Annotated in this window: 11 protein-coding genes; all 11 read left to right on the top strand. The window is 71.0% G+C overall.

All coding sequences use genetic code 11. The features are described from left to right. Window positions 1–291, top strand: a 291-nt coding sequence (locus tag VGR37_22435; protein ID HEV2150173.1) for a hypothetical protein, incomplete at its 5' end; no start/stop codon positions are given. A 232-nt stretch (window positions 292–523) separates the two neighbouring features. Continuing rightward, a complete protein-coding gene (locus VGR37_22430; GenBank protein ID HEV2150172.1) occupies window positions 524–1,846 on the top strand; it encodes a hemolysin family protein in 1,323 nt (440 codons plus the stop codon). Between the two features lie 10 nt (window positions 1,847–1,856). Further along, complete coding sequence (locus tag VGR37_22425) at window positions 1,857–3,173, top strand: hemolysin family protein (GenBank protein ID HEV2150171.1); 1,317 nt, start codon at window positions 1,857–1,859, stop codon at window positions 3,171–3,173. A 136-nt stretch (window positions 3,174–3,309) separates the two neighbouring features. Next, the gene (locus VGR37_22420; protein ID HEV2150170.1) at window positions 3,310–4,419 is read left to right on the top strand and encodes a radical SAM protein; all 1,110 of its coding nucleotides are present in this window, start codon (window positions 3,310–3,312) and stop codon (window positions 4,417–4,419) included. A gap of 144 nt (window positions 4,420–4,563) precedes the next feature. After that, window positions 4,564–5,268, top strand: a complete 705-nt coding sequence (locus tag VGR37_22415; GenBank protein HEV2150169.1) for a SprT family zinc-dependent metalloprotease — start codon at window positions 4,564–4,566, stop codon at window positions 5,266–5,268. Between the two features lie 72 nt (window positions 5,269–5,340). Then, a complete protein-coding gene (locus tag VGR37_22410; GenBank protein ID HEV2150168.1) occupies window positions 5,341–7,323 on the top strand; it encodes a M1 family metallopeptidase in 1,983 nt (660 codons plus the stop codon). Window positions 7,324–7,394: 71 nt separating this feature from the next. Next, a complete protein-coding gene (locus VGR37_22405; GenBank protein ID HEV2150167.1) occupies window positions 7,395–8,978 on the top strand; it encodes a M28 family peptidase in 1,584 nt (527 codons plus the stop codon). 477 nt (window positions 8,979–9,455) lie between these two features. Further along, window positions 9,456–12,608: a SusC/RagA family TonB-linked outer membrane protein gene (locus tag VGR37_22400; protein HEV2150166.1), complete on the top strand. Its 3,153-nt coding sequence runs from the start codon at window positions 9,456–9,458 to the stop codon at window positions 12,606–12,608. A 29-nt stretch (window positions 12,609–12,637) separates the two neighbouring features. Then, window positions 12,638–14,065: a SusD/RagB family nutrient-binding outer membrane lipoprotein gene (locus VGR37_22395; protein HEV2150165.1), complete on the top strand. Its 1,428-nt coding sequence runs from the start codon at window positions 12,638–12,640 to the stop codon at window positions 14,063–14,065. 500 nt (window positions 14,066–14,565) lie between these two features. Next, on the top strand, window positions 14,566–17,559 hold the full coding sequence (locus VGR37_22390; GenBank protein ID HEV2150164.1) for a SusC/RagA family TonB-linked outer membrane protein: 2,994 nt from the start codon (window positions 14,566–14,568) through the stop codon (window positions 17,557–17,559). A gap of 10 nt (window positions 17,560–17,569) precedes the next feature. Continuing rightward, window positions 17,570–18,895, top strand: a complete 1,326-nt coding sequence (locus VGR37_22385) for a RagB/SusD family nutrient uptake outer membrane protein (protein ID HEV2150163.1) — start codon at window positions 17,570–17,572, stop codon at window positions 18,893–18,895. Window positions 18,896–18,930 lie beyond the last annotated feature (35 nt).

Raw genomic sequence — 18,930 nt, 5'->3', positions numbered from 1 at the left:
GACCTGCTCCGCCTGCGCATCGCCTCCTGCCGCGCCCGCGCCGCCGCCGCCCCATCCCCGGTGGCATTCGACCGCCCCCACCTGGCCGCCGCCCGCCGCACCCTGCACGAGCACGCCCCCCTCACCCTCGGCGACCTGGCGATCGGCGGCGCCGACCTGCGCGCCCTGGGCCTCCCTCCCGGCCCCCTCTACGGCGAGGTCCTGCGCGACCTCCTGGAGCGCGTCACCGACGACCCCTCCCTCAACGACCGCGAGGCGCTGCTGGACCTGGTCCGCCACCGCGTCGCCTGACGAACCGCCCCACACCCCCGCCCCCTTTCTACATTCTCCATTCTTCATTCTACATTCCTCCCTCTCGCTTGCGGCTCCCCGGCCGACCGTGTAGCGTCTCCGTACACCGCCGTGGCGTGCTCCCTGCATCCGGCGGGGACGTGAACCGAGACAGGACGGGTCGATTGGCGGAATCCGACGACGTTCCGGAACGCGAGCCGGGCGCAGCGCCCGGCACGACGGGAGGTGAGCGGTGGGCGTGATCCCCTGGGTGGTCATCGCGGTGCTGATCGCGCTGACCGGGCTGTACGTCGCCGCGGAGTTCGCGGCCGTGAGCGTGCGCCGCAGCCGGATCCGCCAGCGCGCCGAGCAGGGCGACGCCCAGGCGCTGCGCCTCCTCCCGGTGCTGGAGGACCCGCGCCGGCTGGACAACTACATCGCCGCCTGCCAGGTGGGGATCACCCTCACGAGCCTGATCGTCGGCGCGTACGCCCAGGCCACCATCGCCGTCCAGCTCCGCCCCGTGCTTCAGGAGCTGGCCGGGTTGAGCCCGGTGGCGGCCCGGTCGACCTCCACCGTGGTGGTGCTGGTGGGGCTCACCACGCTGGCGATGGTGCTGGGCGAGCTGATCCCCAAGTCGGTGGCGCTGCAGTTTCCCACCCGCACCGCGCTGGCGACCTCGCTCCCCATGGCGTGGTCGCTCGCCATCTTCTCCGGCTCCATCCGCGTCCTGAACGGGAGCGGGGCGCTGATCCTGCGCCTCTTCGGCGCGCCGAACGTGGGGCACCACCACATCCACTCCCCGGAGGAGATCGACCTGCTGATCGCGGAGAGCCGCGACGGCGGACTCCTGGAGCCGGACGAGCACCGCCGGCTGAGGCGCGCCCTGCAGCTCGGGATCCGCCCCGCGCGGCACCTGATGGTCCCCCGCCCCCAGATCTCCGCCATCGAGATCGGCACGCCCATGCCGGAGGTGGTGCGGGCCGTTTCCGAGAGCCCCTACACGCGCCTCCCCGTCTACCGCGGCACCATCGACCACGTGGTGGGGATGGTGCACACGCGCGACCTGTTCACGCGGTACCTGGAGGGGCGCCCCACCACGCTGGAGGAGCTGCTCCGTCCCATCCTGATCGTACACGAGAGCGTCACCGCCGACCGGCTGCTGACGCTCATGCGCGAGCGGCGCAGCCACCAGGCCGTGGTGGCGGACGAGTTCGGCGGGGTGGCCGGGCTGGTGACGCTGGAGGACGTGCTCACCGAGGTGATGGGCGACGTGGCGGACGAGTTCAAGACTGCGGAGGCCCGTCCCGAGCGCCTCCCCGACGGCCGGGTGCGGCTCCCCGGCTTCCTCCGCCTGGACGAGGCGGAGCCGTGGATCGGGATCTCGCTCGAGGGCGAGGCCGACACCGTGGGCGGCCGCGTGGTGGAGGAGCTGGGCCACCTCCCCGAGCCCGGGGAGCGCGTCGTGGTGGACGGGGTGGAGCTGGAGGTCGAGGCGGTGACCAACCACGCCGTCGCCTCCCTCATCGCGACGCCGCTGGACGGCGGCGACGAGGACCCGGGAGAGGAGGGGTAGCGTGGTCGCCATGCTGATCGTCGTCGTGCTGCTCCTGTTGAACGCGCTCTTCGTGGCCGCGGAGTTCGCCATCGTAGGCGCTCCCCGCGTCTCGGTGGAGCGCCGCGCCGCCGCGGGCGACCGGGTCGCGAAGCTGGTCCTGCGCATCCTCCGCGACCCGCGCCGCCAGGACCGCTACATCGCCACGGCGCAGCTCGGGATCACCGTCGCCAGCCTGGGGCTGGGCATGTACGGCGAGCACGCCCTGGCCGACTGGATCGGCCACCAGCTCGAGGCCGCCGGCGTGGGGGAGCTGCGCTGGATCGCCGCGCACACCGTCGCCAGCATCATCGCCGTGGCCATCCTCACCTACTTCCACATCGTGGTGGGGGAGATGGTCCCCAAGTCGCTGGCGCTGCAGCAGCCGGAGCGCACCGCCATGTGGGTCACGCGGCCCATCCTCTGGATCCAGACCGCGACCTACCCGCTGATCGTGGGGCTCAACGCCCTGGGGAACGGCCTGCTGCGGCTGGCGGGGGTGAACCGCACCTACGCAACCGGCGAGCACTACCGCACCCCGGAGGAGCTGCAGTTCATCGTCCGCGAGAGCCAGGCCGGGGGGCTGCTGCGGAAGGAGTCCGCGGAGGTGGTGCAGGAGCTGCTGGACTGGGCGGACCTCACGGCGGGCGAGGTGATGGTCCCCCGCGTCCGCATCACCGGCATCCCCGTGGGGGCCTCCTTCCAGGAGGTGCGCGAGACGGTGCGCGCCCACCCCCACACCCGCTACCCCGTCTATCGCGGGAACCTGGACGAGATCGTGGGGATGGTGCACGTGAAGGACCTGTTCCGCCGCCTCCGCAACCGCCGCTCGGTGCACGCCAACGACGCCCGCCAGGTGCCGTACGTCCCCGAGACCGCCACCGTGGACACCGTGTTCGACTCCATGCGGAGGGCGCGCAGCCAGATGGCCGTGGTGATGGACGAGCACGGCGGCACCGCCGGGATCATCACGCTGGAGGACCTGTTCGAGGAGCTGGTGGGGGAGATCGAGGAGGGCCCGGCGCACCGTCCGGAGATCTACCGCGACGTCGCGGGGGCCATGCACGCCGCCGGCACCGCGCGGATCGAGGAGGTGGGCGAGGAGCTGGGCCTGGTGCTGGAGCACGAGGAGGTGGACACCGTGAGCGGCCTGGTCCTCTCCATGCTGGGGCGCCCCCCCGCCGTGGGTGACGCCGTGGAGTACGACCACGTCCGCTTCGAGGTCACCGCCGTGGAGGGCCACGGCGTGCGCGAAGCCGTCGTCGCCCCCGCCCCCCCGCCCCCGGAGCCCCCCCCCGCCGCGAGCTAACCGACGCCCTTTCTACATTCTTCATTCTACATTCTCCATTCCAGCTCCCCCGGTCGCCATCCCGCCCCCGCCGGTGTATCTTTCACCCACGGCCCACCATCCGGGCCGCCAGAACACCCCAGCCCGCGAAGGTCCCGTGTCCGAACCACTCCTCGCATCCCCGGAGGCCGCGGTGCGCGAGGTCGCCGCGAAGGTGGAGCGTGGCGAGCGCATCACCGCCGCGGACGCCGCGACGCTCTGGAGCCATGCTCCCGACGACGAGCTGAAGCGCCTGGCCGGGATCGTCCGCGCCCGCTTCCACGAGCCGGACCGCGCCACCTACGTGGTGATGCGGATCATCAACTACACGAACGTCTGCGTGGCGCAGTGCGACTACTGCGCCTTCTACGTCCTCCCCAACCAGGAGGGAGGGTACGTCCTCACCCGGGAGGACGTGTTCGCCAAGATCGACGAGCTGCTGGAGCTGGGGGGCGACCTAGTGGGGTTCAACGGCGGCTTCAACCCGAAGCTCCCGCTCCACTACTACTGCGACCTGTTCGCGGCGGTGCGCGAGCGGTACGGCGACCGGGTGGAGTTCTACGCGCTCACCATCGCCGAGTTCATGTACCTGGCCGACCGCGCCGGGCTGTCCTACGCCGAGACGGCCGCGCAGCTGCGCGAGGCGGGGGTGTTCTGGATCACAGGCGGCGGCTCCGAGATCCTCACCGAGGACTTCCGGACGCGGCACTCGAAGTTCAAGTACACGGTCGCCGAGTACTTCCGGGCGCAGCGGGCCGTGGTGGACGCCGGGCTCCGCACCACCGCCACCATGGTGATCGGCTTCGACGAGACGCTGGACGAGCGGCTAGAGCACCTGCAGCGCACGCGCGACTTCCAGGACGCCTGCCTGGCGGACGGGATGCCGGGGCTCTTCTCCTTCCTCTGCTGGACGTACAAGCCGTACGGGACGGCGCTCGCCGGGCGGGAGATCGAGCCGCGCGAGTACCACCGGCACATGGCGCTCTCCCGCATCTTCCTGGACAACGTGCGGCACATGCGCACCTCGGTGCTCACGCTGAACGAGGACGCCTTCCGGGGGCTGGAGTTCGGGGCGGACGACTTCGACCTCCCCATCGAGGACGAGGTCACGCAGAAGGCGGGCGCCACGATCGACCGCGACATGCAGCGGCTGCTGGAGATCCCGCGCTCGCTGGGCTACCGGGTGGAGTACCGCCACGCCGAGCGGCCGGAGATCGCTTCCGTCTGAGGGGAGCACTGCAACGGCAATGGCTCACGCAGAGGAAGCAGAGGACTGCTCTCCGCTTTTCCTCTGCTTCCCCTGCTTCCTCTGCGTGCGACCCGTAGTTTGTCCCCGCGCGAAGATGCCCACGAAACGCAGATCAGAGTTCGCGTGAGCCTCAAAGACACCATCCTCGACCTGTTCGGCTGCACGCCCCCCGCGCCGGCCCCCGGCCGCTCCGCGCGCAACGAGGCGACCGTGCTGGAGGTGGTGCGGCGGGGTGGGGGAGGGTTCGGGCGCGTCGTATTCACCCGGAACCGGCGCGTCATGGCCTCGGTCGCGGAGGGCGGGGCGGCGCTGCGGCTGAACGTGGCGTTCGCCGCGGCGCCGGAGGGGGTGCTCGTGGCCGTCGGGGTGCTCTTCTCCGCGCGGGACCGGCGGAAGCGCAACGGGGCTCGGGAGACGGTGCGGCGCTTCATCGCGCAGATGCCGGCCGCGCCCGCAACCCCGCGCCGCGCCCGGCGCGTCCCCGCCGCCGACCGGCCCCACCTGGGGCGCCTGCGCGCCGAGTTCGACCGGGTGAACCGGGAGCACTTCGGCGGGGCGCTCCCCGGGGTGCCCCTCTTCCTGAGCGGGCGGATGCAGCGGCGCAACGGGCACTTCTCCTCGCACCCGGTGGAGATCGTCATCTCGCGCCGGCTCTGCACCCACGCCGCCCCCGGCGAGGCCGAGCAGACCCTCCGGCACGAGATGATCCACCTCTGGCAGCACGCCTCCGGGAAGAAGCCGGACCATGGCGGCGAGTTCCGCGCCTGGGCCCGCCGGCTGGGCGTTCATCCCCGCGCCACGCGCAACGTGTCCTGGAAAGCGGAGTAGTCGTCCCGGCCGACTTGCCGGGCCGCGCGCGCGACGGCTAGTTTGCCCCGGACCCCGAACCCGATGAGACGAATGTCGCGCAGGCTCACCGCCGCCACAGCCCTGCTCGTCCTGATCCCGGCGTGCGCCGCCCCGCGTGGCGTTCCCAGCCCCGCTCCGCCGGCCGCGCTCGTGGCCCCGGAGCGCCCCCTCCCGCCCCCCGTCGTCGCGCCGCCCCGGTTCCTCCGCGCCGTGGAGAACGGGACCCGCACCCTCGCCGGCGTTCCCGGCCCGCGGTACTGGACCCAGTGGACGGACTATCGCATCGAGGCCCGGCTCGACACGGGGCGGAGGCAGCTCACCGGGAGCGGGCGGATCACCTACCACAACCGCTCGCCGGACACGCTCCGCAGCGTCGTACTCCACCTTTATCCCAACTACAACGCCCCCAACGCCGTCCGCAACGAGATCGCGGCGGACCCGGTGGGCGGCGTCACCCTCGCCCGTGTCGCCACACAGGGGCAGACGCTCCAGGAGGGTGCGGGGCAGGGCGCCGGCTACGCGGTCGAGGGCACCACGATGGTGGTGCGCCTGCCGCGGCCGCTCCTCCCCGGCCAGGCCCTCCCCCTGGAAATGGACTGGAGCTTCCCCGTCTCCAGCGACTTCGCCGGGCGGTCCGGGATCAGCGAGGACAACCTCTTCTACCTGGCGTACTGGTACCCGCAGGTGGCGGTGTACGACGACGTGGTCGGGTGGCACACCGACCAGCACCGCGGCCTGGCCGAGTTCTACGCCGGCTTCGCCAGCTACGACGTCACCCTCGACGCCCCGGAAGGGTGGGTGGTCACCGCCACCGGCGCGCTGCAGAACGAGGGGGAGGTGCTCACCCCGGCCGTGATCGAGCGGCTCCGCCGCGCCCGCTCCAGCGACTCGGTGGTGCACGTCCTCACCGCCGCCGACTTCGGGGCGGGGCGGGCCACCCGCGACGTCCCCGGCGACCGGCTCCGCTGGCACTTCCGCGCCGACAGCGTGCGCGACTTCGCCTTCGGCGCCGCCCGGCAGTCGCTCTGGGACGTCGTGCGCGCCCGCGCCGGCGACCGCGACGGCGACGGCCAGCCGGAGTACACGCTGGCCCAGGCGCTCTACCGCGCCCCGGCGCTCAGGTGGGTCAACGCGGCGCGGTACGTGAAGGAAGCGGTGGAGTTCTCGGCGGACCTCACGGGGTACCCGTACCCCTGGCCGCACATGACCTCCGTCGAGGCGCAGGGCATCATCAAGGGCGGGATGGAATACCCCATGATGACCATCATCAGCGCCATGAACGCCCCCACCGACGCGCCGCTGTACGCCGTCACGGCGCACGAGGTGCTGCACATGTGGATCCCCCTCATCGTCAGCACCAACGAGACCCGCTACGGCTGGATGGACGAGGGGCTGACCAGCTTCGCGGAGGCGCTGGCCTCCGCAGCGCGATTCCCCGGCCCGAAGCCGGCCTGGCAGGGAGACCAGAACGCGTACCTGACCGTCGCCCGCCAGGGGAGCGAGGGTGAGATCATGCGCTGGAGCGACTTCCACACCAGCACCGCGGCGTTCGGGATCGCCTCGTACATGAAGCCCTCCGCCGTGCTCTTCGCCTTGCGCGGCCTCATCGGCGAGGACGCCTTCCGGCGCGGGTACGAGGGCTTCATACGCGCCTGGGCCTTCAAGCACCCCACGCCCTGGGACTTCTTCAACGCCATGGAGGCCGCGGCCGGGCGCGACCTGGACTGGTTCTGGAGCAGCTGGTTCCACACCACCTGGACGCTCGACCAGGCAGTGGTCGCGGTGACGGCGCAGAACGGGGAGACCGTCGTCCAGGTGCAGGACCTGGGGAACGTTCCCATGCCGGCGCGCCTGCGCGTCACCCGCGAGAGCGGGGAAACCGTGACCCTGGAGGTCCCGGTGGAGACCTGGCTCGGCGGCGCCCGCTCGGCGCAGGTCAGGGTCCCGGGCGGCACCCCGGTGGTCCGGGTGGAGATCGACCCGGAGCAGGTGTTCCCGGACGTCGACCGCGGGAACAACGTCTGGACGCGCTAGGTAGGACCACCGTAGCGGGGAGGCCACGCTGCCTCCCCGCATCCCTGTCCATCATCCCGGAGCTCCACACCTTGCGAACCACGGCTTCGCGCGGTCCCAGGACCGCCCTCCTGCTCGCCCTCCTGGCGCTCGCCGGGTGCGCCGCCGGCGCGCCCGCCGCCGGCACGGCCGGCCCGACCCCGATGGGCGCGGCCGACACCGGTGCCCGGATCACAGCCGACGACCTCCGCCAGCGAGTGGAGATCCTCGCCCACGACTCCATGCTCGGACGCGGGACGGGGACCCCGGGCGCGCGCATGGCCGCCGACTACATCGCGGCGGAGCTGCGGCGCATGGGCGTCCGCCCGGCAGGCGACGACGGAACGTACCTGGCCCGCGTCCCCCTCGTCCGCGAGGGCAACCAGGTGGAGGCTTCCGCCCGCACCCGCGGCGGCGAGGCCGCCCTGGGGCGCGACGACCTCCTCCTCCTCTCCGGCAGGCTGACCGACGTCCCCGCGCGGCCCCGCCCGGCGGGCGAGGGGCCCATCGTCTTCGGCGGCTACCAGGCCGACCCGGCGCAGCGGGCGCTCAGCGCCGAGCAGCTCCGCGGCGCCGTGCTCGTGCTCCGCTTCGGCGCCCCGGAAGGGGTCGCCGCGCGGAGCGCAAACTACGACCTGGGCCAGCTCTGGGGCCCGGGCAGCCCGGTCGCCGCGGTGGTCATCGTCAACGAGGGCGGGCCGCTGCAGGGGGCATGGGACTACCTCCGCGCCAGCGGCGACGGCTCGATGCGCCTCGACACCGGGACCGAGCGGACCGGGGGCGGGGGCCCGCCGGTGTTCCTCGCCTCCGCCGCGGCCGCCGAGCGGCTGGTGGGCGGCCCCCTGGGCCGCGAGCCGCGCACCGGGCTGGGGACCTTCCGCTACCGGCTCACCCAGGGGCAGGAGCGGCCGCAGGCCTGGAACGTGGTCGGCGTCCTCCCGGGGAGCGACCCGGCGCGTGCCGGGCAGTACGTGGCGGTGGGCGCGCACTACGACCACGTCGGCGTGGGCGAGCCGGTGAACGGCGACTCCATCTACAACGGCGCCGACGACGACGCCTCCGGGACCGCCGCCGTCATCGGGATCGCCGAGCGCTATGCCGCGCTCCCGCAGGCGCAGCGCCCCGCCCGCTCTCTCCTCTTCGTCTTCCACACCGCGGAAGAGGTGGGGCTCCTGGGCTCGGAGTGGTTCACCGACCACCCGACGGTCCCGCGCGACTCCATCGTCGCGCAGCTCAACATCGACATGATCGGGCGCAACCACCCTGACTCGGTCTTCCTGGTGGGCTCGCGGCGGATCTCGACCCAGCTCGGCGCCGCCGTGGAGGCGGCCAACGCGCGCCAGCCCCGTCCCATGGTTCTGGACTACTCGTGGGACGCGCCCGGCCACCCGGAGCAGATCTTCTGCCGCTCCGATCACTACAGCTACGCCCGCTACGGCATCCCGGTGACCTTCTTCACCACCGGGCTGCACGAGGACTACCACAAGCCCTCGGACGAGCCCGACACGATCGACTACGAGAAGCTCGCGCGCGTGGCCCGGCTGATCTCCACCATCGCGGGCGACGTGGCGAACGCCCCCACCCGCCCGGCCGTGGACAGGCCGGTTCCCCCGCTCGGGGCGCCCTGCGTGCAGTAGCGGCTTCGCAGGACGGCCGCGCCGGAACGGCGGCGGCTACATACGGCGGCACGGTGCTCCCCGGAGCGCCGTGCCGTCGTTCGCGTCGGGAGGGGCGTTTCCGCCCCGGGCAGGCACCCGTCCACTTCGCGCACTTTCGCGCCGGGCATCCGGCAGCTACGTTGCCGTTCAGCGTTCCGGAGCCCGAACACCGCCCGGGGACCCCTGCGCAGCCGACCGCTCCAGGCTTGACACCTTGTCCGGCGTGCTCTACTCTGCCATCGACCGACCCTGTACGGCCCCGGTGTCTCAAATCCTGCTTCCGCTGCCTCAGCCCGCGCGCGCCGTGGGCCCATCGCGCTGGTCCGGCGGGTCCGCACCTGCTCCGGCGCCCCTTCTTCTCACGCCAGCCCTGCCCCGGAGGATGCCCCCACGTTTCTGGTTCGTGATCGCTCGCTGAACGTCCCGAACGACCGCACCGTACCCAGGAGGAGATCGATGGGCCGATTCACCCGGACGATGCGCGCCCTGAGCACCGTCGCCTTCGTGGCGGCGCTCTGCACGGGCGCCTCGTCGATCCACGCACAGGCCACCGGAACCATTCGCGGCACCGTGACCGGCGGCACCCAGACCCCGCTTTCCGGAGTGCAGGTCTCCGTCGCGGGGACGCAGCGCAGCGCCGTGACGGGAAGCAACGGCGAGTACGTGATCGCCAACGTCCCCGCCGGTGCGCGCACCGTCCGCGCGGTGCTGATGGGGCACACGGCGGTGGACAGGACGGTCACCCTGGGGGCCGGGGAGACGGCCACGGTCGACTTCCACCTGAGCCCCTCCGCCGTCGCGCTGGAGGGGCTGGTGGTCACCGCGCTGGGCATCACGCAGCAGGAGCGCGCCGTCTCCACCTCGGTGCAGCAGATCGAGGGAGACGAGCTGAACCGGGCGCGCGACCCGAACCTGGTGACCGCGCTCTCCGGCAAGGTGTCCGGCGTGCAGATCACCAACTCCAACACCGCGGGCGGCTCGGCGCGCATCGTGATCCGGGGCGCCAGCTCGCTGACCGGGAACAACCAGCCGCTCTTCGTGGTGGACGGGATCCCGGTGAGCAATGTGTCCTCCCAGAGCGGGACCCGGGGGTACAACGCGCTCGACTACGGCAACGCCATCCAGGACATCAACCCCGCCGACATCGCGAGCATCTCGGTGCTCAAGGGACCGAACGCGGCGGCGCTGTACGGCTCCCGCGCCGCGAACGGGGCGATCCTGATCACCACCAAGTCCGGGCGCAGCGCGCAGGGGACGACGGTCAGCGCGAGCAGCCAGGTGACGTTCGAGACGCCGCTCAAGCTCCCCACCTACCAGAACAGCTACGGCCAGGGGTGGAACGGCAGGTACGCCTACAAGGACGGCAAGGGCGGCGGCACCTTCGACGACTACGACGAGAGCTGGGGCCCGCGGCTCGACGGGCAGATGATCCCGCAGTTCTTCTCCAACGGGCAGCCGGCGCCCTGGGTCGCCAACCCGAACAACGTGCGCGACTTCTTCGAGACCGGTCGCACCGCCAACACGAGCGTCGCCTTCGCCACGCGCTCCGACCACGCCGGCGTGCGGCTCTCCATCGCCAACCTGAACCAGGACGGGGCGTACCCCGGCTTCCGTCAGGAGCGGACCACGGTCGCGCTGAACGGCGGCGGCGACCTGGGCGAGCGCCTGCGCATAGACGGGTCGTTCCAGTACATCAATGCCGACGCCGAGAACCGCCCCGCCCAGGGGTACGGCGAGGACAACGTGATGTGGCAGTTCCTCTGGTTCGGCCGGCAGGTGGACACCCGCATGCTGAAGAACCGGCTCCGCAACGACGACGGCAGCCAGTTCAACTGGAACAACCGCTGGAACAACAACCCGTACTGGACGACGCAGGTGAACCGCAACTGGGACGCCCGCGACCGCGTGATCGGGAGCGGCTCCCTGGCCTTCGACGTGGCCCCCTGGCTCACGGCGACGGTGCGCTCCGGGACCGACTGGTCCCAGGAGAACCGCAAGAAGACCTGGGAGGCGGGCACCCGCGGGATCTCCGGCGTCAACGGGGCGTTCGACGAGGCCAACGTCTTCCGGCAGGAGACCAACACGGACTTCCTCCTTTCCGGGCGCTGGGACCGGCAGGGAGCCTGGAGCCTGACCACGAACTTCGGCGGCAACCGGCGCGACAACGACTACCGCTCGAACGCGGTGTCCGTCCAGGACGTCGTCGTCCCCTCGCTCTTCGACCTCGGGAACGCCGCCGTCACGCCCGCGCTCGCCGACTGGCGGGAGCGGGAGCGCGTCAACAGCCTGTACGGCGCGGCCCAGGTCGGATTCCGCAACTACCTCTTCGTGGACGTCACGGGGCGCAACGACTGGTCGTCCACGCTCCCGGAGTCCAACCGCTCCTTCTTCTATCCTTCCGTCTCCAGCAGCTTCGTCTTCACGGACGCGTTCCCGGGCTTCGCGGCGGGGTTCCTGTCGTTCGGGAAGCTGCGGGCGGGGTGGGCCGAGGTCGGCAACGACACGCAGCCGTACCAGCTCGTGGACCCGTACATCGCCGACGCGCCCTTCAACGGGATCCCGCGCTTCACGGCCAGCAACCGGCTGCGCAACTTCGACCTGAAGCCGGAGATCACGCGCGCCTGGGAGGCCGGCACCGAGCTGCGCTTCCTGGACAACCGCCTCGGCGTGGAGCTCACCTACTACGACAAGTCCACCTCCAACCAGATCATCCCGGTCCAGATCACGCCGCTGACGGGCTTCACCGCGCGGATGCTCAACGCGGGGACGATCAGCAACCGCGGGATCGAGCTCCTGGTGGACGCCACCCCGGTCTCGCTGGACAACGGCTTCCGGTGGAACGTCGTCGGGACCTTCTCCCGCAACCGCAACCGCGTGGACGAGCTGTTCGGCGACCTCGAGACGATCGTGCTCGACACGTACTACGGGGTCTCCGTGGAGGCGAGGAAGGGTGAGGCGTACGGGGCGATGTACGGCCGCAAGTACGTCCGCGACAGCAAGGGGAACATCGTGGTCGGGAGCAACGGGCTCCCGCTCAACAACAGCAGCAACCCCAACGGGTACCTGGGCAACTACCACCCGGACTGGACCGGCGGGCTGAGCAACCGCCTCTCCTACGGCAACGTCGACCTCAGCTTCCTCCTCGACGCGCGCCGCGGCGGCTCGATCTACTCCATGACGAACCGGTACGGCCGCCGGTCCGGCGTGCTGATCGAGACGCTCCAGGGACGCGAGAACACCCCCTTCGACAGCATGGTGGTCCCGGGGGTGAGGGTGGTCAATGGCGACACCGTCCCGAACACCCGGAAGGTCCTGGCGCAGTCGTACCACCGCGGCCTGAGCGGGATCGCCGAGGAGTTCGTGTACGACGCCAGCTTCGTCAAGCTCCGCGAGGTCCGCCTCGGGTACCAGGTGCCGAGCGCCTGGTCCGGCCGGATGCGCCTGGACGGGCTCACGGTGGCGCTGGTGGGCCGCAACCTGGCGCTCTGGTCCGACGTGCCGAACATCGACCCCGAGACCGCGTTCAACGCCGGGAATGCGCAGGGCTTCGAGTACAGCCAGATGCCCTCGCTGCGCAGCATCGGCCTCAGCCTCACGGTGACGCCGTGAAACATTATAAAGCGAACTCCGAGCGAGCGATGACGAACCGATCCTGGATCCTCCGCGGGGCGGCCGTGGTCGGGTGCGCCGCCGTCCTGGGCGGGTGCGACGCCGGACTGACGGAGCTGAACGTCAACCCCAACGAGCCGGTGGACGTCGGCGCCGAGTACCTCTTCCCGAACGCGGTGGAAGCCGCCGTGTCGAGGGCGCTGGGCGCCAGCCTGAGCATGGACATGACCGCGCTCTGGGTACAGCACCTGGCGGAGAGCCGGTATTCGGAGGAGGACCGGTACGAGGTCACCGACTCCAGGGTGGAGGCGCACTGGACCGGCTTCTACTCCGGGCCCCTCCAGGACTTCCAGGAGGTGATCGAGCGCGGCCAGAAGACCGGCCGGCCCAACGTGGCCGCGATGGGGGAGGTCATGCAGAGCTGGACCTTCCAGGTCGTGACCGACCTGTGGGGCGACGCCGGGTTTTCCGAGGCGCTCCGCGGGCGCGACGCCTCGGCCGGGCTCACCGTCAGGTACGACCCGCAGCAGCAGATCTACCAGGGGCTCCTGGCGGACCTGAAGGCGGCGAGCGCGGCCATCCAGCCGGGCGCCCCCGCGCTGGGGAACGCGGACCTGATCTATGGCGGGAACGCGGCCAGGTGGCGCCTGTTCGCCAACTCGCTCCGGCTTCGGGTGGCCATGCGGATGTCGGACGCGGACCCGGCGCGCGCCAGGACCGAGTTCGCGGCCGCGCTGTCGGACGGGGTCTTCGGCTCCAACGCGGACAACGCGATGCTGCGGTACGTGGACAACGGGGTGAACGTGAACCCGATCTTCGCGTACGACCGGAGCCGCCCGGTGGACCACAACATCAGCGCGACGCTGGTGAACCGGCTGAAAGGGCTCTCCGACCCGCGTCTGCCGGTCTACGCCGACAAGAACAAGGGCGGGAACTACAGGGGAATGCCCAACGGGAGCATGGAGGCGATCTCGCTGGACTCCCTGTCCCGGATCGGCGTCGCCTTCCGCTCGGCCAACTCGCCCCTGGTGCTGATGAGCTACGCCGAAGTGCTCTTCCTGCAGGCGGAGGCGGCGCAGCGCGGGTGGACCGCCGGAGACGCGGCGGCGCTCTACCGGCAGGCGATCACCGCGTCCATGCTGCAGCACGGGATCCCGCAGGCGCAGATCTCGGCGTACCTGGCGCAGCCGTCGGTGGCGTACGCCGGGCTCCCGAGCATCGGGATGCAGAAGTGGATCGCCCTGTACGGCAACGGTCCCGAGGCCTACGCGGAGTGGCGGCGGCTGGGCCACCCGGCCCTGACCGCCGGACCCGACGCCCTGAACGACGGGAAGATCCCCGTCCGGCTCCCGTACCCGGGGCTGGAGGGTTCGCTGAACAAGGCGAACCTGCAGGAAGCCATCTCGCGCCAGGGCGGGGCGGGGCTCAACGACCGCGTCTGGTGGGACCGGAGCTGAGACTCCCTGCTGGGGCGCGTCCGTCCCGGTGACCGAGGGCCCGCGGGAGATCCCGCGGGCCCTTCGTTTCCCCCAGGGGGCACCGGCGGCGCCGGGAGGATCTTTCCGAAGCGGACGAAACGTTGGTTTTCTGGGATGAGCGGTGAGAAAGCCCAGGAGCGGCGCGGAACTGCCGTGCGGCCGCGGCGCCCGCGCGCCGCGGATCTCCGCCTTCGGGAGGGAACGGCTCCACGTTCCCTTTGACAGTCCCGGGGCCGCGCGTTACCGTGAATCGAAGGACTCTCGCGGCTTCCCGCGCCGGGCGGGCCGTTTCGATGGGGGCGTCACGCCTCCGCGCATCGGGCGCCGCGGTCGGGGGGCGGCGCCCGTTCCCGGGCGATCTGCCGTCCCCGCGCTCTCCACCACCGGCCCGGGAGGCTACCCCCACGCACACGCCGTTCGCATCGCGCACCATCTCTGCAGCATTCCGCAGAGCACCGAGTCCACCCAGGAGGAAAGCGATGGGCCAGTTCACACGCGCAAGGCTGACGCTTGCGGCCGCCGCGGTGGCGGTACTGCTCGGCGTCGGCGCGCCCCCCCTGCACGCTCAGGCCACCGGCACCGTCCGGGGGACCGTCACCGAGGCCGGGAGCCAGAGGGCGCTCGCAGGGGCGCAGGTGACCGTCCCCGGGACGGGACGCCGCACCGTCACCGGGAGCGGCGGCGAGTACCTGCTCGCCGGCGTTCCCGCCGGGTCGCAGACGGTCCGGGTAGAGCTGATCGGGTACTCGCCCGGCGAGCGGCGCGTCACGGTCGCGCCCGGCGGCACCGCGACGGCCGACCTGGAGCTCGGGCAGTCCGCCGTCGCGCTCGACGCGCTGGTGGTGACCGGGACCGCGGGCGAGACCCGGCAGCGGTCGCTGGGAACCACCGTGGCCCGGGTGGACGCGGCTGAGATTGCCGAGAAGGCGCCCGTGAGCACGGTGACGCAGATGCTCAACGGCCGCGCCGCGGGCGTCACCATCATCAACACCACGGGGATGCTGGGCGGCGGCAACCGCGTCCGCATTCGTGGCGCGAAGAGCTTCTCGCTCTCCAACGAGCCGCTGGTCTACATCGACGGGGTGCGCGTCAACAACGACCAGTCCACGGGCCCGGTGAACCAGGCGTTCGGCTCGCGCAGCCTCTCGCGGTGGAACGACATCAACCCCGAGGACATCGAGAGCATCGAGATCCTCAAGGGTCCGGCCGCCGCGACGCTGTACGGCACCGAGGCCTCCAACGGGGTGATCCAGATCATCACCAAGAGGGGGCGCTCGGGGCAGCCGCGGATCACCGCGACCGTGAAGCAGGGGGCGAACTGGTTCGCCAACCAGGAGGGGCGGCTCTGGGAGAACTACTTCGACGTGGGACGTGACGGCACCATCGAGAGCATCGACATCGTCGAGTTGGAGAAGTCGCGCGGCAACCAGATCTGGCAGACCGGCCACCTGCAGGACTACGACCTCAGCATCTCCGGTGGCGCCGACCTGATCCGCTACTACGTCGCCGGGAGCTTCGAGAACAGCACCGGCGCTGACCCCGAAAACAGCCTGCGGCACTGGGGCGGCCGCGCCAACGTGACCATCGCGCCCAGCGAGAAGTGGGACGTGAACGCGAGCCTGGGCTACAAGACCGGCCGCACGAACATCGCGCTCGAGGCAGGCGGCGGTGGACTCACCTGGACGACGTTCTTCGCGCGTCCCGACCGCCTGGTTGGCGACGACCCGCGCCGCGGCTTCTACAGCGGGACGCCCGAAGCGTACATCGGTGCCTTCGACAGCTGGCAGGACCTGGCGCGCACCACCATCTCGTTCACGGCGAACCACCGCCCCTTCTCCTGGTTCACCCATCGCCTCACCCTCGGCCAGGACCTGACGCGCGAGCAGGACAACGAGATCCAGTACCACGACAGGCAGTGGGTCCGCTTCTTCTCCTTCTCCGACCGGGGCTACAAGGAGATGCGGGAGCACAACGTCGACTACTCGACGGTGGACTACACCGGGACCGTCTCGCTGCCGGTCCGCGAGGGGCTGGTATCGAGCTCTTCGTTGGGCGGCCAGATGTACCGCAGGGAGGACCACGTGCTCTACGCCTACGGAGAGAACTTCCCGGTACCCGGGCTCACCAGCATCGCGGCGACCACGCAGGGCCGCACCAACAACGAGTCCTCCGTAGAGAACGTGACGATCGGCGTGTTCGCGCAGCAGCAGTTCGCGTGGCAGGACCGTCTCTTCCTCACGGCGGCGCTGCGGGCCGACGACAACAGCGCCTTCGGTGAGGAGTTCGACCTGGTGACGTACCCGAAGCTGAGCGCCGCCTGGGTGGTCACGGAGGAGCCGTTCTGGAGGGTCAACTTCCTCAACACGCTGAAGCTGCGTGCGGCGTACGGGCAGTCCGGCCAGCAGCCGGAGGCCTTCGCGGCCATCCGCACCTTCAGGGCCGTTACCGGCCCCGGCGACGTGGGCACGGTGACCCCGCAGAACCTCGGCAACCCGAAGCTCGGGCCGGAGCGCGGCAAGGAGTTCGAGGTCGGCTTCGACGCGGGGTTGCTGAACGATCGCCTCAGCGTCGAGTTCAGCTACTACGACCAGCGGACGACGGATGCCATCCTGGAGCGGGAGATCGCGCCCTCCAGCGGGTTCTCTGGACGGCAGTTCGTGAACGCGGGCGAGATCCGCAACTCGGGGATCGAGCTGCTCGTCCGCGGCGAGCCGTGGCGGACGGATCGCCACGGGCTGGAGACGTCGTTCCACTTCGCGACGAACAACAACGAGGTGGTGAGCCTCGGTGACATCACCGACGAGGACTTCATCAGCGCCGGTACCTATCTGCGCCATCAGATCGGGCACCCGGTGGGCTCCTGGTTCAGCCGCCGGGTGGTCAGTGCCACGCTGGACCAGAAGGGGATCGCGCGCAACCTGATGTGCGACAACGGCCAGGGTGGCGCCGTGGCCTGCGCCGACGCACCCCAGATCTACCTGGGCCGGACCGTGCCGCGCCTGGAGGGCGGGTTCAGCTCGACGCTCCGCCTGTTCAACAACATCGAGATCTTCGGACAGCTCGACTTCAAGACCGGCTTCTCGAAGCTGGACGGCAACCTGCGCGTGCGGTGCTACTTCTTCTCCGAGTGCCGTGAGAACTGGTTCCCGCAGGAGTTCGACCCGGCGCGGATCGCGGAGATCCAGGCCGCCGGGCCGTACGGCGGGACCCTGATCGACGACGCGGACTTCCTGAAGTTCCGCGAGGTCTCCGTTGCCTACCAGGTCCCGAGTGCGTGGGCGCAGCGGGTCGGCGCCGGCACCGCGGCTGTGCGGGTGGCCGGCCGGAACCTGTACACCTGGACGAAGTTCGACGGCCTGGAGCCGGAGTCGGTGTTCAACGGCGGCAGCCGGGGCGGGAATCACTCCCTCTGGGAGCAGAACGTCCTGCCGCAGCTGCAGCAGGTCGTCGTCAGTCTGAACGTCAGCTTCTGAGGAGGGCGCCATGGGAGAACATCGAGGCTCGACCCTCAACCACCAGGCACGAGAGATGAACGGAGTTGATAGATGGCGCCGGGGCGCTCACCGCGCCCTCGGCCGTGGGCTCGCGGCTCTGGGCGTCGCCCTCTTTGCCGCCGGATGCAACGTCAGCGATCTGCTCGACGTCGAAACGCCGGACCGGATTCCGGAGGAGGGGCTGGTCGTTCCCGCGAACGCGCAGCTCCTGGTCAACGGGGCGGTGGGCGACTTCGAATGCGCCGCGGGGGCGTACATCGCTCTCGGCGGGGTGATGGCGGGCGAGCTGACCGACGCCACGCAGACGGCGGCCCGGTGGCCGTACGACCGCCGCAACGTGCAGTCCAGCGATGCGCTGTACGGCACCAGCGACTGCGAGGCGCTCGGCGTCTACACCCCGTTGTCGCGGGCGCGCTTCTCAGCCGACAACATCCTGGGGAACCTGCAGAAGTGGACGGATGCGGAGGTCGCCAACCGCCAGCAGCTGATTGCGCGATCCGCTGCGATTGCCGGCTACTCCTATCTGCTGCTGGCGGAGGGCTTCTGCTCCGCCACCGTAAACCAGGGGCCGGAGCTCAGCACGCAGCAGCTGCTCGACAGCGCGGTGGTGCGCTTCTCCACCGCCATTGCCGCCGCGCAGGCGGCGAACGCCCCGGATCTGCTCAACCTGGCGCGGGTCGGCCGCGCCCGGGCGTACCTCGACAAGGGGCAGGGAGCGCAGGCGCTGGCGGACGCGCAGCAGGTGCCGGCGAACTTCGAGTTCGTGATCACCGCGTCGAGCACGAACACGCGCCGGAACAACCGTATCTTCGCACAGAACGGCCAGGGCGCCACCGGCGGTACTGCGCTCTCGGTGGGCGAGGCGTACCGGAACGTGACCTTCGCCGGCGTGCCCGACCGGCGCGTGGCCGTCGTGGACGCAGGGCGTAAGGCGACCGACGGCACACCGGTCTTCTTCCAGACCAAGTACGGCTCGCTCGGCGCCCCGATCCCACTGGCCACGGGCGACGAAGCGCGGCTGATCATCGCCGAGGTGCAGGGCGGGCAGACGGCAGTGGACATCATCAACGCCTTCCACGCCCGCGCGGGGCTTCCGGCGTTCGCGGGCGGCACCGCGCAGGAGATCCGTCAGCAGGTGATCGAAGAGCGGCGCAGGGAGCTGTTCCTGGAGGGACACCGGCTCTTCGACATCCGCCGGCTGAACCTCCCGCTCAGCCCCGCCCCGGGCACCCCGTACCGGAAAGGCGGTCTCTATGGGGACAGCCGCTGCTTCCCGCTTCCCGACGTGGAGATCCGCAACAACCCCAACATCTAGAGGAACGGGGTGAACCAACGAAGCGGGGGGGGGGG

The sequence above is a fragment of the Longimicrobiaceae bacterium genome (assembly GCA_035936415.1).
Taxonomy (GTDB): domain Bacteria; phylum Gemmatimonadota; class Gemmatimonadetes; order Longimicrobiales; family Longimicrobiaceae; genus JAFAYN01.
The sequence above is the reverse complement of the archived record's forward strand: the minus strand, read 5'-3'. Positions and strand labels throughout refer to the sequence as shown.